Here is a 23,788-nt window from a genome sequence, read left to right as displayed (position 1 = left end):
CGCGCTGCTTCAAGAAAAGGACGCGTTTCTGGACACCACCGCCCGCCCCGCCCCGCTGCCGCGTCGTATCGGCTTGCTGGGCGGCACTTTCGACCCGATCCACGACGGCCATCTCGCGCTCGCGCGCCGGTTCGCCGAACTGCTCGGCCTGACCGAACTCGTACTGCTGCCCGCCGGGCAGCCGTACCAGAAGCGCGACGTGTCGGCCGCCGAGCATCGGCTCGCGATGACGCGCGCGGCCGCCGGCTCGCTGTCCGTGCCGGGCGTGAGCGTGACCGTCGCCACCGACGAGATCGAGCACGCCGGCCCGACCTACACGGTCGAGACGCTCGCGCGCTGGCGCGAGCGGATCGGCCCGGACGCGTCGCTGTCGCTGCTGATCGGCGCCGACCAGCTCGTGCGCCTCGACACGTGGCGCGACTGGCGCAAGCTGTTCGACTACGCGCACATCTGCGTGTCGACGCGCCCGGGTTTCGACCTCGGCGCGGCGCCGCCGGACGTCGCGCAGGAAATCGCCGCGCGGCAGGCCGGCGCCGACGTGCTGAAGGCCACGCCGGCAGGCCGTCTGCTGATCGATACGACCCTTTCGTTCGACATTGCCGCGACCGACATCCGCGCCCACCTGCGCGAATGCATCGCGCGCCACGCGCAAATGCCCGACGCATCGGCCGAACATGTACCGGCCGCCGTATGGGCCTATATTCTTCAACATCGCCTCTACCATTCCTGAATCCATGGATATTCGCAAACTGCAGCGCGTGATCGTCGACGCCCTCGAAGACGTCAAGGCGCAAGACATCAAAGTGTTCAACACCAGCCACCTGACCGAACTGTTCGACCGCGTGGTCGTCGCTTCGGGCACCTCCAACCGCCAGACCAAGGCGCTCGCGTCGAGCGTGCGTGACAAGGTCAAGGAAGCCGGCGGCGACATCGTCAGCTCCGAAGGCGAAGACACCGGCGAGTGGGTGCTCGTCGACTGCGGCGACGCGGTCGTGCACATCCTGCAACCGGCCCTGCGCCAGTACTACAACCTCGAGGAAATCTGGGGCGACAAGCCCGTGCGGATGAAGCTCGGCGGCGGCAAGGGGAACGGCTTCGCCACGGCCAGCGAAGGCGGCGAAGACGAAGAGGAAGAGGAAGCCGCGCCCGCACGCCCGGCGCGCAAGACGGCCGCCCGCCGCCGTTGAGCCCCGAGTCGCTACGCCTCTCCCGATGAAGCTTTTCATCCTTGCGGTCGGCCACAAGATGCCGGGCTGGATCGCGTCCGGCTTCGACGAGTACACGAAACGGATGCCGCCCGAGCTGCGCATCGAGTTGCGCGAGATCAAGCCCGAACTGCGTTCGGGCGGCCGCAGCGCCGAAAGCGTGATGGCGGCCGAGCGGCAGAAGATCGAGGCCGCGTTGCCGAAGGGCGCGCGCCTCGTCGCGCTCGACGAGCGCGGCCGCGACTGGACCACGATGCAGCTCGCTCAGGCACTGCCCGGTTGGCAGCAGGACGGCCGCGACGTCGCGTTCGTGATCGGCGGCGCCGACGGGCTCGATCCGGAACTGAAAGCGCGTGCCGATACGCTGCTGCGCATCTCGAGCATGACGCTGCCGCACGGGATGGTGCGCGTGCTGCTCGCCGAACAGCTTTACCGGGCGTGGAGCATCACGCAGAATCACCCCTACCACCGCGCATGACGTGTCGTCCTCGAGACGCGCGCCACGTGCGCACACCGAGATAACGACACCATGCCGTCCAGCACGCCCCCCGCGCTTTTCCCGATCCTTTACCTCGCTTCGCAAAGCCCGCGCCGCCAGGAGTTGCTGCAGCAGATCGGCGTACGCTTCGAACTGCTGCTGCCACGCCCCGACGAGGACGCCGAGGCGCTCGAAGCCGAACTGCCCGGCGAGGCCGCCGATGCTTACGTGCGGCGCGTGACCGTCGCGAAGGCCGAAGCCGCGCGTGCGCGCCTCGTCGCGAGCGGCAAGCCCGCCGCCCCCGTGCTGGTTGCCGATACAACCGTGACGATCGACGGCGCGATCCTCGGCAAGCCCGCCGACGACGCCGACGCGCTCGCGATGCTCACGCGCCTCGCGGGCCGCGAACACGCGGTGCTGACCGCCGTCGCCGTGATCGACGCGAGCGGCGAACTGCTGCCGCCCGCGCTGTCGCGCTCGTCGGTGCGCTTCGCGGCGGCGTCGCGCGACGCGTACGCGCGCTATGTCGAATCGGGGGAGCCGTTCGGCAAGGCCGGCGCGTACGCGATCCAGGGGCGCGCCGCCGAGTTCATCGAGCGAATCGACGGTTCCCATTCAGGTATCATGGGTCTGCCCCTTTTTGAGACCGCGGCGCTATTGCGCGCCGCGCGTGTCGCCTTCTGAATCCCACCATGAACGAAGAAATCCTGATCAACCTCACGCCGCAGGAAACGCGGGTCGCACTCGTCCAGCAAGGCGCGGTGCAGGAGCTTCACGTCGAGCGCACGCTGTCGCGCGGGCGGGTCGGCAACATCTATCTCGGCAAGGTCGTGCGCGTGCTGCCGGGCATGCAGTCGGCGTTCATCGACATCGGCCTCGAGCGCGCGGCGTTCCTGCACGTGGCCGACATCTGGCACCCGCGCCTCGCGGGCGAGCCGCAGTCGAACACGCCGCACCAGCCGATCGAGAAGACCGTGTTCGAAGGCCAGACGCTGATGGTCCAGGTGATCAAGGATCCGATCGGCACGAAGGGCGCGCGGCTGTCGACGCAGGTCAGCATCGCGGGCCGCACGCTCGTCTACCTGCCGCAGGAGCCGCATATCGGCATCTCGCAGAAGATCGAGAGCGAGGCCGAGCGCGAGGCCGTGCGCGCGCGCCTGACAGCCGTGATCCCGCCGGACGAGAAAGGCGGCTACATCGTGCGCACGATCGCCGAGGACGCAACCTCCGACGAGCTGGCCGGCGACGTCGCTTACCTGCGCAAGACCTGGGCGACGATCGTCGCGCAGGCGCAGCGGTTGCCGGCGACGAGCCTGCTGTACCAGGATCTCGATCTCGCGCAGCGCGTGCTGCGCGATTTCGCGAACGACGACACGACGCGCATCCAGGTCGATTCGCGCGAGACGTACCAGCGCCTCTCCGAATTCGCGTCCGAGTTCACGCCGGCCGTGAGCGCGAAGCTGCACCACTACACGGGCGAGCGGCCGCTGTTCGACCTGTACAACATCGAGACGGAGATCCAGCGCGCGCTGTCGCGCCGCGTCGACCTGAAATCGGGCGGTTACCTGATGATCGACCAGACCGAGGCGATGACGACGATCGACGTGAACACGGGCGGCTATGTCGGCGCGCGCAACTTCGACGACACGATCTTCAAGACCAACCTCGAGGCCGCGCACACGATCGCGCGGCAACTGCGGCTGCGCAACCTCGGCGGGATCATCATCATCGACTTCATCGACATGGAGAACGCCGAGCATCGCGACGCGGTGCTGTCCGAACTGAAGAAGGCACTGTCGCGCGACCGCACGCGCGTGACGGTCAACACGTTCTCGCAGCTCGGGCTCGTCGAGATGACGCGCAAGCGCACGCGCGAATCGCTCGCGCACGTGCTGTGCGAGCCGTGCCCGACCTGCCAGGGCAAGGGCCAGGTGAAGACGTCGCGCACCGTGTGCTACGACATCCTGCGCGAGATCCTGCGCGAGTCGCGGCAGTTCAACCCGCGCGAATTCCGCGTGATCGCCGCGCAACAGGTGATCGATTTGTTCCTCGACGAGGAATCGCAGCATCTCGCGATGCTGATCGACTTCATCGGCAAGCCGGTGTCGCTGCAGGTCGAGTCGAACCTGAGCCAGGAGCAGTACGATATCGTGCTGATGTAACGTTCCGTCCATCCGCCGCCGGCATCGCCGCGCGGCGCTTCGATCCGGCACCCGGGCCGCCCGCGACGGCACCCGCTGCCGCCCTTTTCTACTACCCTTTTCGCATTCAACGCATACCATGAGCCAAGGCCACAACCGCCGCCAGCGCAAGAAACTCCACATCGGCGAATTCCAGGAACTCGCGTTCAACGCCACCGCGCATTACCGCAACGAGATGTCCGACCTCGAACGCGGCCAACTGATCGACGCGTTCATCGACTTCGTCGAAGCGAACGGACTGCTGACCGTCGCGTCGGCGGACGAAGGCATCGGCGCTTACGTGATTTCCGGCGCACCGCGCGGCACGACGACCGACGCCGACCGCGAACTCGTGCGCGGCTGGCTGGCCGCACGGCCGGAACTGACCGACGTCAAGGTCAGCGAATTCACCGACGCGTGGTACCCGGAAGCCTGAGCTTCCGGTTTCACACCCCTCGCGCAGCGCCCGCGCCTGCCCGCCGCCACGGCGGGCGAGGCCGGCGCCGCCCCGTTCCTGCCCCTGCGCCGTCGCGCGCCCCCCGCCACCCACTCACACGATTCGCGCCGCGATCCCTTCCTTTTCCCGACAGTGCGCCTCCAGCAAGCCATCGAAATCGGTCCTGAAAGCAAGACACGTTAAACTCTCACCTCGCGTGGTGCGCCGCCCGCACCCGCCATCCATCGCCAGCCGCGTGCCCTCGTGCCGCCCCCGACCCATGGAGTGAGTGTCAATGAGCGGCGGACTTCCGTTTCCCGCATCCCGCAAGTCGTTGCCGTCCTCGACGGTCTTCCTGATCCTCGCCGCCGCCGCGCTGCTGTCCGGCTGCGGCCTGCTGCCGGTCCAGAATCCGCCTGCGCCGATCAGCGAGGCGCTCGTCGAGCCCATCGAGGAAACCGCCGGCGAACCGCTGACGATGCCGCCCGTGCCCGCACCGACGCACCCGGGGGAACCGGAGGCGCCAAAGAAGCCGCACCGCGAAGTCGCGCGGCCGAAGCCCGTGCAGCGCCCCGAATCGCCGACACCGCCACCGCCGCCCCCCCCGCCGATCGTCGCGACGCGCCCGCTCGACCGCACCCAGATCCATGCGTTGCTCGACAGCGAAGTCGCGCGCCGCAACGGCAAGGTGATCGGCCGCGCGGTCGACATGGTGACCGACGCGAGCGGCAAGCCGCGCGAGATGGTCGTCAACCTGCAGGGCTTCATGGGTGTCGGCGACCGCAAGGTCATCTTCCCGTGGAACGTGTTCCGCTTCACGCCGGGCGGCAAACAGGAGCCGATCGTGCTCGACGTGCCGTCGGGCGACCTGCCGCCGGCCGCGCGGCCCAAGGCCGTGCCGCTGTCGGGTTCGGCCGCTGCCTCACCCGCGACGCGACTGCCGTTGCTCGACAGCGACGTCGAGCGCCCGAACGGCACGAAGATCGGCCGTATCGTCGACGTGCTGATCGACCGCGCATCGCAGCCGCAGGCGGTCGTGCTCGACCTTGGCGGCCTCGTCAATACCGACCGCCGTTCGATCGCCGCGAGCTGGGGCGCGCTGCGCTTCGTCACGCGCGACAAGGCGCTGCGTCCGCAGCTCGACCTGAACGACGCGCAGATCAAGGCGTCGCCGCCCTACGCGGCCGACAAGCCGATCGTCGCGGTTTTCCCGCCCGTTGCCCCGGCACCGGCCTCGCCTGCGAGCACGACCCGATGACGATCAAGCATTCCGTCAGCGTACGCAGTCTGCGGTCCCTCGACTGGCTCAACTTCTTCGTTGCAAACGTTCAAACCGGGTTCGGTCCGTTCATCGCGTCCTACCTCGCGTCGCACAAGTGGACGCAGGGCGAGATCGGCATGGTGCTGTCGATCGGCACGATCAGCGCGATGGTCAGCCAGGTGCCGGGCGGCGCGGCCGTCGATGCGCTGAAGAACAAGAAAGGCGCGGCCGCGTGGGCAATCGCGGCCATCATCCTGTCCGCGGTGCTGCTCGCGTCGAGCCCGACGATCGTGCCGGTGATCGCCGCCGAGGTGTTCCACGGCTTCGCGAGCTGCATGCTCGTGCCGGCAATGGCCGCGATCTCGTTCTCGCTCGTCGGCCGCGCCGACCTCGGCGACCGGCTCGGCCGCAACGCGCGCTGGGCGTCGATCGGCAGCGCGGTCGCGGCGGGCCTGATGGGGCTCACCGGCGAATACTTCTCCGCACGCGCGGTGTTCTGGCTGACCGCCGTGCTCGCGCTGCCCGCGCTGTTCGCACTCGCGATGATCCAGCCGACACACGAGGTGATCCCGCAGTCGTCGAAGCCCGACGACCACGACGAAGCCGGCGAGCGCGAAACGCTGCTCGAGCTGCTGCGCGATCGCCGGATGCTGATCTTCGCGGCGTGCGTCGTGCTGTTCCACCTGTCGAACGCGGCGATGCTGAACCTCGCGGCCGGCGAAGTCACGGCCGGGATGGGCGAGAACGTACAGCTCGTGATCGCCGCGTGCATCATCGTGCCGCAGGCGATCGTCGCGATGCTGTCGCCGTGGGTCGGCCGCTCCGCGCAACGCTGGGGGCGCAGGCCGATCCTGCTGCTCGGGTTCTCGGCGCTGCCGGTGCGCGCGCTGCTGTTCGCCGGCGTGAGCAGCCCCTACCTGCTGGTGCCGGTGCAGATGCTCGACGGCATCAGCGCGGCCGTGTTCGGCGTGATGCTGCCGCTGATCGCGGCCGACGTCGCGGGCGGCAAGGGACGCTACAACCTGTGTATCGGGCTGTTCGGGCTCGCGGCCGGGATCGGCGCGACGCTCAGCACGGCTGCGGCCGGCTACGTCGCCGATCACTTCGGCAACGCCGTGAGCTTCTTCGGGCTCGCCGGCGCCGGGGCGCTCGCGGTGCTGCTGGTCTGGCTCGTGATGCCCGAAACGCGCGTCGAGAACGGTGACGCGGCCGCCGACGAACCGGCCGCCACATCGCCCGAACAGGCGCGCTGACGCCGGCGCGCCGCCGTTCCCGCTTCTTGGCCAACGCATGATGGATACGATCAGGACACTCAACGAAGCCCGCCAGCAGATCCAGCAGTCGATCTTCGATCTGTTCAAGGGGCTGTCATTCAGCGAACGGCTCGCGCAAGGCGGGTTGATGGCGCTGCAGGCCGTGTGCGGCGCATGCCTCGCGTACGTGATCGGCCGTGCGCTGCACACCGAGCAGGCCGTGTGGGCGTCGATCACCGCGATCGCCGTGACACAGCACAACTATTCGGACACGATGTCGCTGTCGCGCGACCAGTTCATCGGCGCGATGGTCGGTGGCGTGCTCGGCTTCGCCGGCGCGGCGCTCGGCGGCGACCGCCTCGTTGCGTATGCGATTACCGTCGCGGTCGTGATCGTCTGCTGCTGGTGCCTGAACGTCGGCAGCGCGGCACGGCTCGGCGGCGTGACCGCGACGATCGTGCTGCTGTTTCCGGGCAACGGCCCGCTGTGGGACATTCCGCTGATGCGGCTCGGCGAGGTGGCGCTCGGCACCGTGTGTGCGCTGGGCGTGTGCTGGGTGATGTCGAAAATCGAGCGCCGCTGGTTCCGCCACACAGCCGCAAAGTAACGCGGTGAACCGGCTGCCCGGCGCGCATCGCGGCATCGCGATCCGTGTCGGGCCGTCAGCCAGGTCAGTCACCGATCCGCAGCACGATACCGGAGCCGATCTGCACGAGCAGGTGATCCCCGCCGATGCCAACCCATTGATAGCCGCGCGGCGGCGGGCTCAGGTGATAGCCGCGCCAGTCGTCGATCACATACTGGCGATCGCGGAACTCGGGAGGAAGCCGGTCGCCCTGGTGCCACTCGCGGCGCGGCTGGTCGGCCCAGCGCGGCGGCACGTCTTCAACGCGGCCGGGTCCTTTGCGCATGTCATGCTTGCCATGGCCATACGCATGGCTATTGCCATGATCGCGCCCCTGGTCATCCTGTTGTGCGCTGGCTAACGTCGGCGCCGCCAACGCGGCGGCCACGAACAAAACGGCAAGAATCGGGTGCCTTGTTACCATCATCCACCTCCCGTCGAACCGCCGGCGCCGGGATGACGCCGCGGCCGTACAAGGCTAGCACACCTCGCAGGCCCCGCCAGTCGCGCGGCTTCACGCGCGGGGCAGCGGGTATACTCTCGCTCACCTTCGATCCGTACGATTTTTCATGGCTGAATCTACGCTCGGCGTCGCCATCATCGCCCACAACGCGGCCCGCCGGCTCGCACAGTGCCTCGACGCACTCGCTTTCGCGGACGACATCGTCGTCGTCGACGGCGGCAGCACCGACAACACCGTCGAGATCGCCCGAGCGCACGGCGCCCGGGTAATCGTCGCCGCCGACTGGCCGGGCTTCGGCCCGCAGAAGAATCGCGCACTCGCGGCGCTGTCGACCGACTGGGTGCTGTCGATCGATACCGACGAAGTCGTATCGGACGAACTCGCCGCATCGATCCGTGCGGCGATCGGCGCGCCGCGGGTCGACGTCTATGCGGTCGATCGCCTGTCGGCGTTTTGCGGCAGCTGGATCCATCACAGCGGCTGGTATCCGGACTGGATACCGCGCCTGTTCCGGCGCAACGCCGCCCGCTTCTCGGACGACCTCGTCCACGAGCGGCTGGTGTTCGACAGCCGCGCCGAGCGGCTCGACGGCAAGCTGCTCCATTATTCGTACGACGACATCGAAGCAGTGCTGCGCAAACTCGACACGTATTCGAGCGCCGGAGCGCGACAGCGCCGCGCGGCCGGCGAGCGGGCGACGGTTGGCAAGGCCATCCGGCGGGGGATCTGGGCGTTCGTGCGCACCTACGTCATGCGCCGCGGATTCCTCGACGGGCGCGCGGGACTGATGATCGCAGTATTCAACGCGGAGACGGTGTACTACCGCTTCCTGAAGCTCGCGCACGACGATACGCACGCGTCTGGCCGCTAGACGGCCACGGCGCGCAGGTTACGCGCCGCCGCGCGGCAGCGCCGACACGTCGATCACCGATTCGCGCGGAGCCTCGACGGCCGGGCGCCCTTCGACGAGCGCCGTCGCGACGGCAATCACGCGCTGCGCGGAGAGCTCCGTCAGGCAGCGGCTCCAGCTTTCGAGATGACGATCGCAACCTTCGAGCTTGCACGGCACGCACTCGCCGTCGCCTTGCATCAGATAGACGTTGCCGCGCTGCGCCGAGCCGCACAGCGGCCAAGGCTCGTCGTGCGCGAGCCAGTTTGCAGGCCACGGCCCCCAGCGCACCGGGTTGGACGGCCCGAACAGCGCGAGCGTCGGCGTCCCGCACGCGGCAGCGACGTGGGTCGCGCCGGTGTCCGGCCCCACGAACAGCCGCGCGCGGCGAATCAGTTCGGCGGTCTCGCCGAACGTCAGGCGCCCGACGAAATTCGCGACCGGCTCGCCCGCGGCAGCCACGATCCGCTGTGCATACTCGACCTCCGCCGCGCCCGGCCCGCCGCTCAGCGCGACATCGAAGCCGCTTGAGCGCGCCCAGCGGATCAGTTCGACCCAGCCGTCCTCACGCCACTGCTTGTAACGGAACATCGGGGATGGGTGCAGTACGATGTGCGCCCGCGTGCGCGACAGCGCGGCCGGCCCGTACAGCAGCGCGTCGAAGCGCGCGATGCGCGCCGGATCGGTGCCGATGCCGGGGGCGACCACTTCCGCGCAAGGCATCACGCCGAGCGCTTCGGCAATCGCGAGACTGCTCGTCACCGTATGGACGTCACCGTGCCGGTTGAGCGCAATACCGTCCAGCATGAAGCGCGTCAGCCGCGTGACCCGCTCCGGATCGACGAGCCCCACGCGCCGGCGCCCGCCGAACCACGTGTAGAAACGGGCGCGATCCGAACTGATCGCCGCGCATGCGAGATCGTAGCGGCGCCACAGGCGCAATGCGTCGGCGAACCGCTCGCGCGGCTTCGCGCGCTGTGCGACGACGATCACGCGACGAACGTCCGGATTGTGCTCGAGCACGCCCTCGGTGCCGCGAAATACGACCATGTCGATCTGCGCGTCGGGCCACTGCCGCTTCAGCGAGCGAACCAGCGGCGTCGTCAGCAGCACGTCACCGATTCTGCGGGTGCAGGCGACGAGAATGCTGCGCGGCGGCGTATCGAACGTAAGGGGAGCGGTCACGGCGGGTATCGGCTGAGGGAGGCGGGCCATTTTAGCGAAATCGCGTTGCGCGAACCATGCGGCCTGCTCAGCGCACGGCCGTGAGCAGGCAATCGGCAAGCGCGGCGAAGCGCCGGTTCGCGGCAGGCACGTCAAACGTCGCGATCCGCGCAGCCGCGTTGGGCGCGAGCGCCGCGCGCACGGCCCGATCGGATACGAGGCACTCCAGTGCGGCCGCCATCGCGTCGACGTCGCCAACCGGCACGAGCAGGCCCGCGCGGCCACCGTCGAGCATGTCCCGCGGGCCCGTCGGGCAGTCGGTCGCGAGAACCGGCGTGCCGAGCGCCATCGCCTCGCCGAGCACCATGCCGAACCCCTCATAGCGGCTGCTCAGCACGAGCGCCTCGGCCACGCGTACGTACGGGAACGGATTCGCGCAATAGCCCAGGAAGTGCACGGCATCGCCAATCCGCAGTTCATCCGCAAGCTGCTCGAGCGCCGCGCGGTCGGGCCCGTCGCCGAGCAGCACGAGATCCGCGGCGTTCGGCCGGCGCGTGCGCCATTGCGCATACGCCCGGAGCAGCGTGCGATGATCCTTCTGCCCTTCGTCGAGCCGCGCGACCGACACGACGAAGCGCTCGGCCGGCCGCTCGAACGGCATCGTCGCACGCCGCCGGATCGCATCGATATCGATCACGTTCGGCAATTCGACGATTCGCACGCCGGAGCCCGCGAACATCTTCTCGGCCTCCTGCTGCATCGCGGGCGTCAGCACCGTGATCGCGGCATAGCGCGCGTACTGGCGCGTGCGGCGCGCCATGTAGGCATCGCCCTTGTGGCCGAAGCGCGCGACGAAACTGTAATGGCTGACGCCGAACCACGGCGCGGTTCCGCGACCGGCGATCCGCCGCAGCGAGAAATCGTAATCGCAAACGAGATCGTAGCCGGCGGCGACCTGCAGGAAGCGACGCCCGATCAGCGGGCGGATCACCGCGTGGGTCGTCAGCTTGTGCAGCAGCTTCTCGTGAAGCCGCAGCCGACGGCGACGCTCGACCTGGTGCAGCACGTGCGACCAGCGCGCCGTCGCCAGCACATGGACCGGCACGTCGGCGGGAATCGCTCCGCTGCGCCGCAGCGCATCCAGTGCATCGGTCGGAAACGCCACGGACAGCGCGGGCGCAACCACCCGCCTGTCGAGCGCGTTCAGCCACGCGAGCAGCGCCGTTTCGGTACCGCCACGACCGAAATCGTCGATATGAAACAGCACGCGCACGGGCTTGCCGGTCGTGGTGCAATCCGCTTCGTCAGTGCGTGTCGCGACGTCGCTCATGTCAATTGATCTTCCATTGCGCGCGGGGCCCTTCCGACGCAGCGCCTGTCGCTACGTCTGGTCTTCATCTTGTGCCTTGCCGGTCCAGCCGCGTCGCGTAAAACGGGCGCAATCGGCGTGGTGGCGGTCGGTCCGCCCGTGGCGCGGCGGCCGGCCACGCATCGTTCAGGCCGCCTGCTGCTGATACTGGATGCGGTGGAGGTGCGCGTACAGACCGCCTTGACGCAGCAGTTCCTCGTGACTGCCCTCCTCTGCGATCCTGCCTGCTTCGAGCACCAGGATCCGGTCGGCGCGTTCGATCGTCGACAACCGGTGCGCGATCACGAGCGTCGTGCGACCTTCCATCAATCGCTCGAGCGCCGCCTGCACGTGACGCTCCGATTCGGAATCGAGCGCCGACGTTGCTTCGTCGAGGATCAGGATCGGCGCGTCCTTGTAGATCGCACGTGCGATCGCGAGACGTTGCCGCTGGCCGCCGGAAAGCCGCATGCCGTTGCCGCCGACGATCGTATCGAGCCCGTCCGGCATCGCCGCCACCGCGTCCGCGAGGTTCGCCGCCTCGAGCGCGGCCTGCACGCGCGTGCGATCCGGCGTCTGGCCGTAAGCGACGTTCGCGGCGATCGTGTCGTTGAACAGCACGACGTCCTGGCTGACCATCGCCATCTGGCTGCGCAGCGCGTGAATGTCGTAGTCGGCAATCGGCACGCCGTCGAGCAGGATCGCGCCGCCCATCGGATCGAAGAAGCGCGGCAGCAGGTTCACGAGCGTCGTCTTGCCGCTGCCGGACGGTCCGGCCAGCGCCACCATTTCGCCCGGCGCGACCTTGAATGCGATGCGATCGAGCGTCGGCTGCCCGGTTGCGCCATAGTCGAACAAAACGTCGCGGAATTCGATTTCCCCACGCGCATGCGCCAGCGGCCGCCCGCCGCCCGTCGGCTCGACCGGCTCGTCGATCAATCCGAAGATCAGTTCGGCAGCCGTCATCCCGCGCTGCAGCGGCTGATTGACGTCGATCAGGTGCTTGAGCGGCGAAATCACCAGCAGCATCGACGTGACGAACGCGACAAAGCCGCCGACCGTCGTCTGGTCATTCGACGACTGCACGACCGCGATCGTGATCACGATGGCCAGGGCGATCGACGCGAGGAATTGCGTGAGCGGCTGCGCGAGGCCGCCGGAAACCGTCATGCGCATCGCGTAGCCGCGCAGGCGCTTGCTCATCGCGGTGAAGCGATCGATTTCGTACGGCTCGCCGTTGTGGACCTTGACGACCTTGTAGCCCGCCACCGTTTCCTCGACGACGTACGACAGCTCATTCGTCAGTGCCTGATGCTCGCGGTTCAGGCGCCGCAGCCGGCGGTTGATCTTGCTGACGAGCCAGCCGATGCCCGGCAGGATGACGGCGACGATCAACGTGAGACGCCAGTTCAGGTAGAACAGGTAGCCGAGCAGGAAGATGACCGTGAGCGAATCGCGCACGAGCGTCACCATCACGCTCGTCAGCACGTTGAGCACCTGGTTGACCTCGAACACGATCGCATTGATGACCGTGCTCGCCGTCTCGCGCTGGAAGAACGACGCGCTCGTGTGAATCATCCGTTCGAACATGCGCAGACGCAGATCGAGCAGGATCCGGTTCGACACATAGCTCAGCAGATAGCCCGATGCATACTGGGCAACGCCACGCACGAGCGCGAGCCCGATGACCGCAGCGGGGACGAACCATTTCGCATTGTTGCTCCCGTGGGAGCCGAAGCCACGGTCGAGGAGCGGCTTGAGCAACGCCGGAATCCCGGCTTCCGTGGCGGCAACGACCCCCATCGTGGCGATGGCGAGCACGATGATGCCGAGCAACGGACGCACGTGCGGCCAGAGACGATTGAGCAGCGTGGCGGGTGTGGTACCCGAAACGCTCATGGGTTTGCTCAGGGTGTTCGGACTATCCAAAGATGATCCTTGTGATGCCGCGAACGGCCGATGGACGGAAAGAGGCCCGGCATTATACCCGTATTAGCCATACCGGCTGCGGATGCGCGGCGTCGCCTCCCCCGGCGCGCAACCGCCCTGTCGCCGCATGCGCGGCGGCCATTGCCCCCAAACCGCCTGTCGAGCGTCTAATGTGGGTTCCCGTGCACCGGCAGCCTGGACGCGAACTGGCTCGCCTTCTCCGCTGCGATGCTGGCGCGCTCCGCTTCGAATTCCGGCTGGCGGCCGGTGCGATCGCCGACGGAACGCGTGTCGTCGGCCGCGGCGAGCTCACGCTTGCGCGCCTCGATCCACGCCAGCAGCGTCGCCAGTGTCAGCGCGAAAAATGCGGTATTCATCACCAGCGTCAATACGTCGATCGTCAACCCGAAGATGACCGTGGCGCCGACCATCGCGAGCCCCAGATACGACGCGGTCACGATTTCAGGATCAGGATGGGTACGATTGCGCCAGAACGGCATGAACGTCCCGGCATACAGGAAGAACAGGGCCGCGACGCCGACGGTGCCCATTTCCGCCAGAACCGAGAAGAACTCGCTGTGAGCTCGGCCGTTCACGATGACGGCCTGCACTTCGCCCCGCTCCGCTTTCGCGCGCAGCTCGCGCTCCAAGCTACCGCGCCCCACGCCCAGCACCGGATGCGCCAGATACAGCTCCGTGGAGGCGCGCCACAGGTTGAGGCGGATTCCCGTCGACGTGTCGGCGTCGCCCCGCTGCATCGCCGTCATGTCGGAGCCAAACGCGGCGACGCGTTCCCGCACGACGCTCGTGCTCGCAAGCGCGCCGATACACGCCAGCACCACGACGCCGAACACGACGCGCGCTCTCAGGCTGACCAGCCAGTGCCGGCCGCCGGCCGCCGCCCAGATGAGAAACGGCAACGCAATCCACCCGCCGCGCGCCCCCGACAGGTAGGACGCATAGCATCCGGCCACGAGCGCGAGGGTCTTGACAACGACTTCAAGCCACGAGACGTCCGGGCTACGCCGGATCGATGCCATCGACAGGAAGCCGAGGATCAGCGCCGTATCGCCGAACGGAATCGGATTCGTGAACGTGTTGCCGACGCGATCGATCCCGTACGCGACTTGCGGGTGGGCCAACTGATAGAACACCCAGATTCCGGTTCCCAGCGCGCCGATCACAAAGCCCCACTGAACCCGCCTGAGGTGCCGCGAAGGCAGCGATGCCAGAAAGAAAAAGCTCGGAATGACGAGCACGAGGCGCAACAACGGGTCAAGTGACGGAAATGTACCGGTTCGCAGCACGAGGATCTGGAACAGTACGACGCAAGGCAGCGCGAGCAGCGCAAACACCAGCGAGCGATACTTCCGATACAGTTCCGCCGCACTGCGGCGATGATCCACCCTGCCCAGGTAAAAGAGGGACAACGTAAACACCATGAAGAAGCAGTATCCGGTACCGCCTTTCAACGAAAGCATCAAGGCTGGCGACAGGACGACGGCCGCCGTTGCGACGAAATCTGACAATCGGGTGGTGCGCATCAGGTTGGAACGAGTTGCCTAAATATCGATCAATTATAGCCGAAGGCCCGGCCGGAATTTGTCGATTGGGGGCCAGTTCAGGCCGCAACCGGGCGGCCGAAATCGGGGGATTTTCGGATCATCGAGTGCCTGTCTCAGCGCCCCGCCCAGCCGGATTCGCGCGTCGGGTGTAGTGTCCGCGGCCGGCGCTCAGCGCGTATCGCGAGGCCGAGTCTCATTGATTCACCGCCTGCCATGCGGCGCGGCAGACGACCATTCCTGCCCGCAACGCGCCTCGGCATCGCCGGCGCCGCACCACGGCAGGGATCGCGTCATGCTGCTGGGATCAAGCCCCCGCGCGCGCGACATCGGGCTTGTGGAGCCGGGTGGCCAGCGCCATGAGTGCATTCACGTGGGCCGTTACGCCGGTGTCGTAGGTGACGGCCCCGCGTGCAATTTCGTCAGGTGCGCACCGGCCGTCGAGCGTCGCCTGGACCGCTCGACGCAGTGCCGTGCGCAGCGATTGCACATCGCCCGGCTCGAACAGGAATTTCGCGTGACCCGCGATCGCGTCGCAGCAACCGATGTTGGAGGAGAAAATCACCGGCGTGCCGCACATGACCGATTCGATGCCCACCAGCCCGAACGGCTCGTACTTCGACGCGAGGATCGTGAAATCGGCCGCACGGTAGCCGGCCTCCATGTCCTTTACGTACCCGATGTAGCGCACCTGCCTGCTCGCCGACTCCGGCGGGCGCCCCGCCACGGCGACGACAACGGGCAGATCGAGATCACGCAGCGCCGCTTCGATCAGCGGCAGCCCTTTCCGTTCATGGCTGCCCGACGGAAACAACAGCACGACCTCGTCGTCGGCAAAGCCGAAGCGCTTGCGCAATGCAGCGCGTGTTGCGGCGTCGCACGGCGCGAATCGCGAGCCGTCGACCGGCGGAAACAATACGCTGATCTTCACGTCGTCGATCTCGTACAACGTACGCAGTTCGGTCCGCATCTGCGGCGAATGCGCGACCACGACGCTCGCCTGGCGATATTGACGCGTCTCGAGCCCGATCTGCATTCGATCCGACCAGGTGGGCGTACGGCCGATCGCCCCCAGGAAGCCGCGATGGGTGCCGCCGCAAATCGCGATCTCGGACGACTCGACCCGGTTGCAGCCGATCAGTACGTCGACGCCTGCCGCGCGGCGCTCCCCGCGCAGCCGCCAGGAAAACCACGTGTCGCGCAACTTGCCTGGCAGGAACGACACGTTGATCCGATATGCATCGACCAGCCGACGCTCCGGCAATGCCTCGTCGAATCGCCGCGCAAAAAACGCCGGCTTCAGGCCGCGCGCGGCAAGGCCGCGCACCAGATCCATCGCATAGCGTTCCAGCCCGCCGCCATGCTTGAGCGCGTTGGCCGAGATACCTAACTTCATTTTGCGTGCAAGTCCCTCAAAGGAAAGGGCTTCTTCAGTAAAGCAAATCGACGGCATCCGCCCCGAATGCCTGACGCAATTCGGTGACCAGTTCGTCGTTCGGCTTGACCCGCCAAGTATCACCGAGGTGAAGCTCGCCCTGGGCGACCGCATTGCGATAGACGATCCGCACCGGCAAGCCGCTCGGGATCACGGGCTGCGGGCGCCGCCCGCCGTCGCGACCGCCGCGTGGCGCCGGCGCTTCCACGACAGGCATTTCCTCGGCTTTCACGACGCGCGGCTCGAGCACGCGGCGCAGCGCGGCCGCGTCGGCGTTGCCGTTCATCGTCAGCCGCACGGCCTGCGCATAGCGGCTGCGCGCGCGCTCGAGATCCATCACGGTATCGGCCGTGAAGCGGATGCCGCCCGTGAACGCATCGTTGCGCGCCTGCCCCTGCACGATCAGCAGCTCATCTTCCTTGAACAGCGCCTTGTTCGCCTCGAACTGCTCGTTGAAGATCGTGATCTCGCACTGGCCCGAACCATCGTCGAGCAGCGCGATCAGCATCTTGCCGCGCTGGGTCATCTGCGTGCGCAGCGACGCGATGATGCCGGCCACGAGCTTGTCGCGCCCTTCCTTCAGGTCACCGACCTTCTGCCGCACGAAGCGGCGGACCTCGTCGCGATACGCGTCGAACAGGTGGCCGGACAGGTAGAAGCCGAGCGCACCCTTTTCTTCCTGCAGGCGGCGCTTGTCGTCCCATGCGGGCTCGTCGACGAGCGCATGCGCGTGCGGCGACTCGGCGCCCATGTCGAACAGGCCGGCCTGCATCGCGTTCGCCTCGGCCTGGTCGGCCGCTTCCATCGCCAGCGGCACCGACGCGATCAGCTGCGCACGGTTCGTGTTCAGCGAATCGAACGCGCCGGCACGGATCAGCGCCTCGACCGTGCGGCGGTTGACCACGCGCCGGTCGATCCGCTCGCAGAAGTCGAACAGGTCGGTGAACGCCTTTTCCTCGCGGGCGCGCAGGATTTCCTCGATCGCGTTCTGGCCGCTGCCCTTCACCGCGCCGAGACCGTAGCGAATCGTGCGCGAACGCTTGCCATCGGCTTCGGCGACCGGCTCGAAGCGGTAATGCGACTGGTTGATGTCCGGCGGCAGCACGGCGAGGTTGTTCACGACGCAGTCGTCGAACAGGATCTTCACCTTGTCGGTGTCGTCCATCGCGAGCGTCATGTTGGCCGCCATGAATTCGGCCGGATGGTGCGCCTTCAGCCATGCCGTGTAGTACGCGAGCAGCGCATAGGCGGCCGCGTGCGACTTGTTGAAGCCGTAGCCCGCGAACTTCTCCATCAAGTCGAAGATCTCGTCGGACTTCTCGCGCGTGAGGCCGTTCTTCGCCGCACCCTCGGCGAAGATCTCGCGGTGCTTGACCATCTCCTCGGGCTTCTTCTTGCCCATCGCGCGACGCAGCAAGTCCGCGCCGCCGAGCGAGTAGCCGCCGATGATCTGCGCCATCTGCATCACCTGCTCCTGATAGACCATGATGCCGTAGGTCTCTTTCAGGACGGGCTCGACGCGCGGATCCGGATACTCGACCTTCTCGCGGCCGTGCTTCCGTGCGCAGAAGCTCGGGATCAGGTCCATCGGGCCCGGACGGTACAACGACACGAGCGCGATGATGTCCTCGAAGCGGTCGGGCTGCGCATCCTTCAGCATGCCCTGCATCCCGCGGCTTTCCAGCTGGAACACCGCGACCGTATTGGCCTTTTTCAGGATCTGGAACGAGGCGGGATCGTCGAGCGGCACCTGCGCGAGCGACCAGTCGGCCTTCGACGGATCGAGGCGGCGGATGTAGCGCTCGGCCCAGTCGAGGATCGTCAGCGTCGTGAGACCCAGAAAGTCGAACTTCACGAGCCCGACGGCTTCGACGTCGTCCTTGTCGTACTGGCTGACGACGCCGCCGTCCTCGCCCTGCGTGTACAACGGGCAGAAATCGGTCAGCTTGCCGGGCGCGATCAGCACGCCGCCCGCGTGCATCCCGACGTTACGCGTGAGGCCTTCGACGCGCTGCGCGAGATCGAGCAGCTGGTGCACCTCGTCCTCGTGGTCGTAGCGCTCCTGCAGCTGCGGCTCCTCCTTCATCGCGTCGGCGATCGTCACGTGCTTGCCCGGCTTGAACGGGATCAGCTTCGCGACGCCGTCGGTGAACATGTAGCCGAGGTCGAGCACGCGGCCGATGTCGCGCACGGCCGCCTTCGCGGCCATCGTGCCGAAGGTGGCGATCTGCGACACGGCGTCCGCGCCGTACTTCTCCTTCACGTACTGGATCACGCGGTCGCGGCCGTGCTGGCAGAAGTCGATGTCGAAGTCGGGCATCGACACGCGTTCCGGGTTCAGGAAGCGCTCGAACAGCAGGTTGTAGCGCAGCGGGTCGAGGTCGGTAATACCGAGCGCATACGCGACCAGCGAGCCGGCGCCCGAGCCGCGGCCCGGGCCGACGGGCACGCCGTTGTTCTTTGCCCAGTTGATGAAGTCCGCGACGATCAGGAAGTAGCCCGGGAAGCCCATCTTCGTGATGGTCCCGCACTCGAATTCGAGGCGCTTGTAATACGTGTCGCGCTGCGCTTCGCGTTCGGCTTCGACCGGATACAGCTGCGCGAGACGGGTCTCGAGCCCTTCCTTCGACAGCTGGACCAGGTAGTCGTCGAGCGACATGCCGTCCGGCGTCGGGAACAGCGGCAGTTTCGGCTTGCCGAGCTCGAGCTTCAGGTTGCAGCGCTTCGCAACTTCGACCGTGTTCGCGATCGCCGACGGCAGGTCGGCGAACAGCGCAACCATGTCGGCCTGCGTGCGGAAATACTGGTCGGTCGTGAAGCGCTTCTGGCGCCGCGGGTTCGCGAGGATGTCGCCTTCCGAGATACACACGCGCGCCTCGTGCGCGGTGAAATCGTCGTCGGTCATGAACTGCGTCGGGTGCGTCGCGATGACCGGCAGCTTCAGCGCCGCGGCGAGCGTCGCGGCCTGCTGGATGTACGCCTCGGCGCCCGGCTGGCCGTAACGCTGCAGCTCGATGTAGAAGCCGCCCGGGAACACCTTCGCCCAGCGCTCGGCGTGACGGCGCGCGGCTTCTTCGTTGCCCGCGGCAAGCGCGAGCCCGATGTCGCCCTGCTGCGCGCCCGACAGCGCGAGCAGCCCTTGGGCGAGCTCGCCGTCGAGCCAGCTCGCGTCGAGTTCCGCACGGCCGCGATACTGGTTCGTGAGCCACGCCTTCGACAGCAGCTCGCAGAGATTCAGGTAGCCGACCTTGTCCTTGACGAGCAGCAGCAGCCGCGACGGCTTGTCGCGGTCGTCCGGATTGGCGATCCAGACGTCGCAGCCGGCGATCGGCTTGATGCCCTTGCCGCGGGCTTCCTGGTAGAAACGGACGAGGCCGAATGCGTTGCCGAGATCGGTGAGCGCGAGCGCGCCCTGACCGTCTGCGGCCGCCGCCTTGACGATGTCGTCAATGCGCACGATGCCGTCGGCAATCGAGAATTCGGAGTGAACGCGAAGATGGACGAAGCGGGGATCTGACATGGGCGCTATTGTAGCCGCCCCGCCGCGCAGCCTGCCCAAAAAATCCCCGCGCCGGCCATTCGGCCAATGCACGCGACCGCACGTCGCGCGGCTGGCCAAACGGCTGGATGCCGGCCTGCGCGCGGTTTGCGGGATAATACGGTTTTTCGAATCAACGCCCCGGCTTCGCACCCCTTTTTTGCGGGCCGCCGTGCGGCCGTTTTCCCGTCGGACCATCATGACCATCGTCAACCTCGCCGCCTACCACTTCGTGTCGCTCGACGCGAACGAGCACTGGCGCCCGCTCGTCACCGCCCGCTGCAACGAACTCGGCCTGCGCGGCACGATCCTGCTCGCGCCGGAAGGCATCAACCTGTTCGTCGCCGGCACGCGCGAAGCCACCGACGCGTTCATCGCGTACCTCCGCCACGACCCGCTGTTCGAAGGCAAGTTCGCGTCGCTGCAGTTCAAGGAAAGCCTGTCCGACTCGCAGCCGTTCCGCCGCATGCTCGTGCGCCTGAAGCGCGAGATCATCACGATGAAGAAGCCGGCGATCAAGCCGGAACTCGGCCGCGCGCCGTTCGTCGACGCGCAGACGCTGAAGACGTGGCTCGACCGCGGCCACGACGACACGGGCCGCCCGGTCGTGATGCTCGACACGCGCAACGCATTCGAAGTCGACGTCGGCACGTTCGACGACGCGCTCGACTATCGGATCAACAAGTTCAGCGAATTCCCGGAAGTGATCGACGCGAACCGCGCCGACCTCGAAGGCAAGACGGTCGTGTCGTTCTGCACGGGCGGCATCCGCTGCGAGAAAGCCGCGATCCACATGAAGGAAATCGGCATCGAGAACGTGTACCAGCTCGAAGGCGGGATCCTGAAGTATTTCGAGGAAGTCGGCGGCGCGCACTATCACGGCGACTGCTTCGTGTTCGACTACCGCACCGCGCTGAATCCGCAACTCCAGCCCACCGAGAACGTCACGTGCTTCGCGTGCCGCGCGGTCGTCACGCCGGACGCGCAACAATCGCCAAGCTACGTGCCCGGCAAGTCGTGCCCGGCCTGCGCACCGGCAGCCAGCGCCGCGTAAGCGCGCGCGGCCCCGCGCCCCGATGACCGCCTATCGCGGCCGCTTCGCGCCGTCGCCCACCGGCCCGCTGCATTTCGGATCGCTGGTCGGCGCGCTCGCGAGCTGGCTCGACGCGCGCGCACACGGCGGCACATGGCTCGTGCGCATCGAGGATCTCGACGGCCCGCGCACGGTGCCCGGCGCCGCCGAGGATATCCTCGCGACGCTCGCGCATTTCGGCATGACGCCCGACGAGCCGCCCGTCTGGCAAAGCACGCGCGATGCCGCGTACACAGCCGCGCTCGAACGGCTCGTCGCGGCCGGGCTCGTCTATCCGTGCGGCTGCACGCGCAAGGAAATCGCCGATTCGCTGCGTGCCGCGCACGAGCGCCACACGACGCTCGCCTACCCCGGCACCTGCCGCACCGGCCTGCACGGCAAGCCCGCGCGTGCGTGGCGGCTGCGCGTGCCGGACGGCGACGATGCGATCGTCACGTTCGACGATCGCTGGCAGCACACGCAGTCGCAGAACCTCGCGACAGAGGTCGGCGATTTCGTGCTGAAGCGTGCGGACGGACAATGGGCCTATCAGCTCGCGGTCGTCGTCGACGATGCCGATGCGCACGTCACGCACGTCGTGCGCGGCGCGGACCTGCTCGACTCGACCGCGCGCCAGATCCACCTACAGCACTGCCTCGGCGTGCCGACGCCGCGATACCTGCATGTGCCCGTCGTCGTCGATGCGAACGGCGAAAAGCTCAGCAAGCAGACCGGCGCGACCGCGCTCGAACGCGACGATCCGCTGCCGGCGCTGCAGGCCGCGGCCGCGCACCTGGGCCTCGCGCTCGCATGCACGACCCTCGATGCGTTCTACGCAGCCGCAACGGCCGCATGGGCGACGCGCTTCGGGCGGCAGGCCGGCTAGCGCACGGCAGCTGGCGGCGGCCGCGGCGATCGGGCAGCAGCCGGATGCCGCTTGCATCGTCCGCAGCCTGCGCCCCGCCCCTCCCCCAATCTAACCGCAGCCCCAATGAAAAACGGGCACATGCTCATCGCATGCACCCGCTTTTCCTGCAGCGCTCGCGCGCTGCGTGTCACATCGGCCCGGCTTACACCGACGGCTTGCGCGGCATCCCGAACCCGCCGAGCAGTGCGGCGACCTGACGCTTCGGCCCCTTCTTCTCGGGCTGCTGCGCGGGCTGCGCGTCGTCGTGCTGCTTCGCCGACGCCGACGGCTCGTACGGCTTCAGGAAAAAATCGTCGACCGGCGCTTCGTGGCGACGGTGATGACCGCGCTCGGAACCGCCCGGCCGGCGCCCCGACGCGCCGCGATGCTCGTCGCGATCGCGACGGCCACCTCGTTCGCCGCCCCGCTCGGCACCGCGCTCGCTGTTGCGATCGCCGCCGCGGTCGTTGCCGCGCTCGTCGTGACGATGGCGTGCGGGCTTGTCGAGCGCGAGCGTCTGCACTTCGAGCGGACGCTTGATCAGCTTCTCGATATCGGCAAGCTGCTTGCGCTCGTTCGGGCTGCACAGCGACAGCGCGTCGCCCGTCGCACCCGCACGGCCGGTACGGCCGATCCGGTGCACGTAGTCTTCCGCGCTGAACGGCAGGTCGAAGTTGATCACGGCCGGCAGTTCGGCGATGTCGAGGCCGCGCGCGGCCACGTCGGTCGCGACCAGCGCCTCGATCTCGCCGCGCTTGAACGCGTCGAGTGCCTGCATCCGCTCGATCTGCGTCTTGTCGCCGTGGATCGCCGACGCGACCACGCCGTCGCGCTCGAGATTGCGCGCAAGGCGGCTTGCGCCGATCTTGCTGTTGCAGAACACGATGACCTGCTTGAGGCCGCGATCGCGCAGCAATTGCACGACGGCCGCCTGCTTGTCGCCTTCGGCGACGTCGTAGACGATCTGCGTGACGTTCGCGTTCGTCGAGTTGCTGCGTGCGACTTCGATCGTCTGCGGGTTGCGCAGGTAGGTCGACGCAAGCTTCTTGATTTCCGGCGAGAAGGTGGCCGAGAACAGCAGCGTCTGGCGCTCCTTCGGCAGCAGGTTCAGGATGCGCTGCAGATCGGGCAGGAAGCCCATGTCGAGCATCCGGTCGGCTTCGTCGAGCACGAGGATCTGCACCTGGCCGAGATTCGCCGTTTTCTGCTGTACGTGGTCGAGCAGACGGCCGGGCGTCGCGATCAGGATCTCGACGCCGCGGCGCAGTTCGGCCATCTGCGGGTTCATGTCGACACCGCCGAACACGACCGCGCTGCGCAGCGGCGTGTGCTTCGCATACGCGTGCACGTTCGCGGCGACCTGGTCGGCGAGTTCGCGGGTCGGCGTGAGGATCAGCGCACGCACCGGGTGGCGCGCCGGAGACGCGCTCGTGTTGGCCTGCGGCAGCAGCCGCTGGATGATCGGCAGCGAGAAACTCGCGGTCTTGCCGGTGCCTGTTTGCGCGGCGCCCATGACGTCGCGGCCGGCGAGCACGACCGGAATGGCCTGCGCCTGGATCGGCGTCGGCGTCGTATAACCCTGCTCCGCAATGGCTTTCAGGATATCGGCGGCAAGGCCGAATTGATCGAAGGTTGCGTCGACGGGCTTGGCGACAGAATTGGACATGGTGGCGTTTCGCTCAAAAGGCGCGGCGGGGACATCGTGCGTCAGGCCAGCCGGGCCTGCGCTCATCACAATTCGGAATTAGACGGAGCCGCGGCGCGCCGCGCGGCGCCGCTCTGGCGCTTGGGACCGGTTCAATGCGAACGCTGGACGCCAGGCCGTGCGGACTCCGTTCGGCGCGAATGCCGACGGAAAGGGCCGTATTGTAGCACTGCGCAGCCATCTGTCCGTGACAACGCCGCGAACAGCCGCGACGGCGGTTCGCGCGGCGGGCCCGGGCAGCCCGTGCGGCAGACGAATGACCCGATCGGATTCACCTGATCGGCCCGCGGCTGATTTCAGGGGGCTGATCCCGGATCGTCTGGCGCGGTCGCCCGCCG

At 67.6% G+C, this 23,788-nt stretch carries 20 protein-coding genes; 12 read left to right on the top strand and 8 right to left on the bottom strand.

Annotated elements, in window-relative coordinates:
- The first annotated feature begins 4 nt into the window (after window positions 1-4).
- From HWX36_RS04845 to HWX36_RS04805, 9 genes are all read left to right on the top strand, one after another.
- Entirely contained in the window at window positions 5-730 is a 726-nt protein-coding gene (locus tag HWX36_RS04845; RefSeq protein ID WP_175951177.1) for a nicotinate-nucleotide adenylyltransferase, read from the top strand.
- Between the two features lie 4 nt (window positions 731-734).
- Complete coding sequence (rsfS, locus tag HWX36_RS04840) at window positions 735-1,187, top strand: ribosome silencing factor (RefSeq protein ID WP_175951104.1); 453 nt, start codon at window positions 735-737, stop codon at window positions 1,185-1,187.
- A 25-nt stretch (window positions 1,188-1,212) separates the two neighbouring features.
- Entirely contained in the window at window positions 1,213-1,683 is a 471-nt protein-coding gene (gene rlmH, locus HWX36_RS04835) for a 23S rRNA (pseudouridine(1915)-N(3))-methyltransferase RlmH (RefSeq protein ID WP_011352746.1), read from the top strand.
- 51 nt (window positions 1,684-1,734) lie between these two features.
- Window positions 1,735-2,367, top strand: coding sequence for a Maf family protein (locus HWX36_RS04830; protein WP_175951103.1), 633 nt, complete (start codon window positions 1,735-1,737; stop codon window positions 2,365-2,367).
- Window positions 2,368-2,375: 8 nt separating this feature from the next.
- Entirely contained in the window at window positions 2,376-3,845 is a 1,470-nt protein-coding gene (rng, locus tag HWX36_RS04825; protein ID WP_175951102.1) for a ribonuclease G, read from the top strand.
- A gap of 118 nt (window positions 3,846-3,963) precedes the next feature.
- A complete protein-coding gene (locus HWX36_RS04820; protein WP_175951101.1) occupies window positions 3,964-4,299 on the top strand; it encodes a 50S ribosome-binding protein YggL in 336 nt (111 codons plus the stop codon).
- 295 nt (window positions 4,300-4,594) lie between these two features.
- Window positions 4,595-5,557: a PRC-barrel domain-containing protein gene (locus tag HWX36_RS04815; RefSeq protein WP_175951100.1), complete on the top strand. Its 963-nt coding sequence runs from the start codon at window positions 4,595-4,597 to the stop codon at window positions 5,555-5,557.
- The gene (locus HWX36_RS04810) at window positions 5,554-6,813 is read left to right on the top strand and encodes an MFS transporter (protein WP_175951099.1); all 1,260 of its coding nucleotides are present in this window, start codon (window positions 5,554-5,556) and stop codon (window positions 6,811-6,813) included. Before HWX36_RS04815 ends, HWX36_RS04810 begins: the two co-directional genes overlap by 4 nt.
- A gap of 40 nt (window positions 6,814-6,853) precedes the next feature.
- On the top strand, window positions 6,854-7,420 hold the full coding sequence (locus tag HWX36_RS04805) for an FUSC family protein (RefSeq protein ID WP_175951176.1): 567 nt from the start codon (window positions 6,854-6,856) through the stop codon (window positions 7,418-7,420).
- Between the two features lie 64 nt (window positions 7,421-7,484).
- On the opposite strand, the gene HWX36_RS04800 is transcribed toward HWX36_RS04805, so the two are convergent.
- Complete coding sequence (locus HWX36_RS04800) at window positions 7,485-7,865, bottom strand: RcnB family protein (protein WP_175951098.1); 381 nt, start codon at window positions 7,863-7,865, stop codon at window positions 7,485-7,487.
- Window positions 7,866-8,007: 142 nt separating this feature from the next.
- Here HWX36_RS04800 and HWX36_RS04795 point away from each other — a divergent pair, with 142 nt between their 5' ends.
- A complete protein-coding gene (locus HWX36_RS04795) occupies window positions 8,008-8,772 on the top strand; it encodes a glycosyltransferase family 2 protein (RefSeq protein ID WP_175951097.1) in 765 nt (254 codons plus the stop codon).
- 18 nt (window positions 8,773-8,790) lie between these two features.
- Here HWX36_RS04795 and HWX36_RS04790 read toward each other — a convergent pair whose 3' ends face one another.
- The 6 genes from HWX36_RS04790 to dnaE form a co-directional block, all read right to left on the bottom strand.
- Window positions 8,791-10,005, bottom strand: a complete 1,215-nt coding sequence (locus HWX36_RS04790) for a glycosyltransferase family 9 protein (protein WP_175951096.1) — start codon at window positions 10,003-10,005, stop codon at window positions 8,791-8,793.
- A 37-nt stretch (window positions 10,006-10,042) separates the two neighbouring features.
- Window positions 10,043-11,284 (bottom strand): glycosyltransferase, encoded by a 1,242-nt coding sequence (locus HWX36_RS04785; RefSeq protein WP_175951095.1) that lies wholly within the window; start codon window positions 11,282-11,284, stop codon window positions 10,043-10,045.
- 165 nt (window positions 11,285-11,449) lie between these two features.
- Window positions 11,450-13,201 (bottom strand): lipid A export permease/ATP-binding protein MsbA, encoded by a 1,752-nt coding sequence (gene msbA / locus HWX36_RS04780; protein ID WP_244136323.1) that lies wholly within the window; start codon window positions 13,199-13,201, stop codon window positions 11,450-11,452.
- 197 nt (window positions 13,202-13,398) lie between these two features.
- Window positions 13,399-14,775 carry an O-antigen ligase family protein gene (locus HWX36_RS04775; protein ID WP_175951093.1) on the bottom strand — a complete coding sequence of 459 codons (1,377 nt, stop codon included), beginning with the start codon at window positions 14,773-14,775 and terminating at the stop codon, window positions 13,399-13,401.
- A 325-nt stretch (window positions 14,776-15,100) separates the two neighbouring features.
- Entirely contained in the window at window positions 15,101-16,189 is a 1,089-nt protein-coding gene (locus HWX36_RS04770) for a glycosyltransferase family 4 protein (RefSeq protein WP_175951175.1), read from the bottom strand.
- A gap of 34 nt (window positions 16,190-16,223) precedes the next feature.
- Window positions 16,224-19,748: a DNA polymerase III subunit alpha gene (gene dnaE / locus HWX36_RS04765; RefSeq protein ID WP_175951092.1), complete on the bottom strand. Its 3,525-nt coding sequence runs from the start codon at window positions 19,746-19,748 to the stop codon at window positions 16,224-16,226.
- Window positions 19,749-19,965: 217 nt separating this feature from the next.
- Between dnaE and HWX36_RS04760 the strand changes: the two genes are divergently transcribed.
- Window positions 19,966-20,820 carry a sulfurtransferase gene (locus HWX36_RS04760; protein WP_175951091.1) on the top strand — a complete coding sequence of 285 codons (855 nt, stop codon included), beginning with the start codon at window positions 19,966-19,968 and terminating at the stop codon, window positions 20,818-20,820.
- Window positions 20,821-20,842: 22 nt separating this feature from the next.
- A complete protein-coding gene (gene gluQRS, locus HWX36_RS04755; protein ID WP_175951090.1) occupies window positions 20,843-21,724 on the top strand; it encodes a tRNA glutamyl-Q(34) synthetase GluQRS in 882 nt (293 codons plus the stop codon).
- A 184-nt stretch (window positions 21,725-21,908) separates the two neighbouring features.
- On the opposite strand, the gene HWX36_RS04750 is transcribed toward gluQRS, so the two are convergent.
- Window positions 21,909-23,477 (bottom strand): DEAD/DEAH box helicase, encoded by a 1,569-nt coding sequence (locus tag HWX36_RS04750; RefSeq protein ID WP_175951089.1) that lies wholly within the window; start codon window positions 23,475-23,477, stop codon window positions 21,909-21,911.
- Window positions 23,478-23,788: the final 311 nt, after the last annotated feature.

Source organism: Burkholderia sp. BCC0405 (assembly GCF_902833075.1).
Lineage (GTDB): Bacteria > Pseudomonadota > Gammaproteobacteria > Burkholderiales > Burkholderiaceae > Burkholderia.
The sequence above is the reverse complement of the archived record's forward strand: the minus strand, read 5'-3'. Positions and strand labels throughout refer to the sequence as shown.

Bases quoted from the DNA above. Each gene is read 5' to 3' on its own strand.
- HWX36_RS04800 (WP_175951098.1), bottom strand. From the start codon at position 7,865: ATGATGGTAACAAGGCACCCGATTCTTGCCGTTTTGTTCGTGGCCGCC.
- gluQRS (WP_175951090.1), top strand. From the start codon at position 20,843: ATGACCGCCTATCGCGGCCGCTTCGCGCCGTCGCCCACCGGCCCGCTG.
- rlmH (WP_011352746.1), top strand. From the start codon at position 1,213: ATGAAGCTTTTCATCCTTGCGGTCGGCCACAAGATGCCGGGCTGGATC.
- HWX36_RS04770 (WP_175951175.1), bottom strand. From the start codon at position 16,189: ATGAAGTTAGGTATCTCGGCCAACGCGCTCAAGCATGGCGGCGGGCTG.
- rng (WP_175951102.1), top strand. From the start codon at position 2,376: ATGAACGAAGAAATCCTGATCAACCTCACGCCGCAGGAAACGCGGGTC.
- HWX36_RS04805 (WP_175951176.1), top strand. From the start codon at position 6,854: ATGGATACGATCAGGACACTCAACGAAGCCCGCCAGCAGATCCAGCAG.
- HWX36_RS04830 (WP_175951103.1), top strand. From the start codon at position 1,735: ATGCCGTCCAGCACGCCCCCCGCGCTTTTCCCGATCCTTTACCTCGCT.
- msbA (WP_244136323.1), bottom strand. From the start codon at position 13,201: ATGAGCGTTTCGGGTACCACACCCGCCACGCTGCTCAATCGTCTCTGG.
- HWX36_RS04820 (WP_175951101.1), top strand. From the start codon at position 3,964: ATGAGCCAAGGCCACAACCGCCGCCAGCGCAAGAAACTCCACATCGGC.
- HWX36_RS04815 (WP_175951100.1), top strand. From the start codon at position 4,595: ATGAGCGGCGGACTTCCGTTTCCCGCATCCCGCAAGTCGTTGCCGTCC.
- HWX36_RS04775 (WP_175951093.1), bottom strand. From the start codon at position 14,775: ATGCGCACCACCCGATTGTCAGATTTCGTCGCAACGGCGGCCGTCGTC.
- HWX36_RS04760 (WP_175951091.1), top strand. From the start codon at position 19,966: ATGACCATCGTCAACCTCGCCGCCTACCACTTCGTGTCGCTCGACGCG.
- dnaE (WP_175951092.1), bottom strand. From the start codon at position 19,748: ATGTCAGATCCCCGCTTCGTCCATCTTCGCGTTCACTCCGAATTCTCG.
- HWX36_RS04810 (WP_175951099.1), top strand. From the start codon at position 5,554: ATGACGATCAAGCATTCCGTCAGCGTACGCAGTCTGCGGTCCCTCGAC.
- HWX36_RS04790 (WP_175951096.1), bottom strand. From the start codon at position 10,005: ATGGCCCGCCTCCCTCAGCCGATACCCGCCGTGACCGCTCCCCTTACG.
- rsfS (WP_175951104.1), top strand. From the start codon at position 735: ATGGATATTCGCAAACTGCAGCGCGTGATCGTCGACGCCCTCGAAGAC.
- HWX36_RS04795 (WP_175951097.1), top strand. From the start codon at position 8,008: ATGGCTGAATCTACGCTCGGCGTCGCCATCATCGCCCACAACGCGGCC.
- HWX36_RS04750 (WP_175951089.1), bottom strand. From the start codon at position 23,477: ATGAGCGCAGGCCCGGCTGGCCTGACGCACGATGTCCCCGCCGCGCCT.
- HWX36_RS04785 (WP_175951095.1), bottom strand. From the start codon at position 11,284: ATGAGCGACGTCGCGACACGCACTGACGAAGCGGATTGCACCACGACC.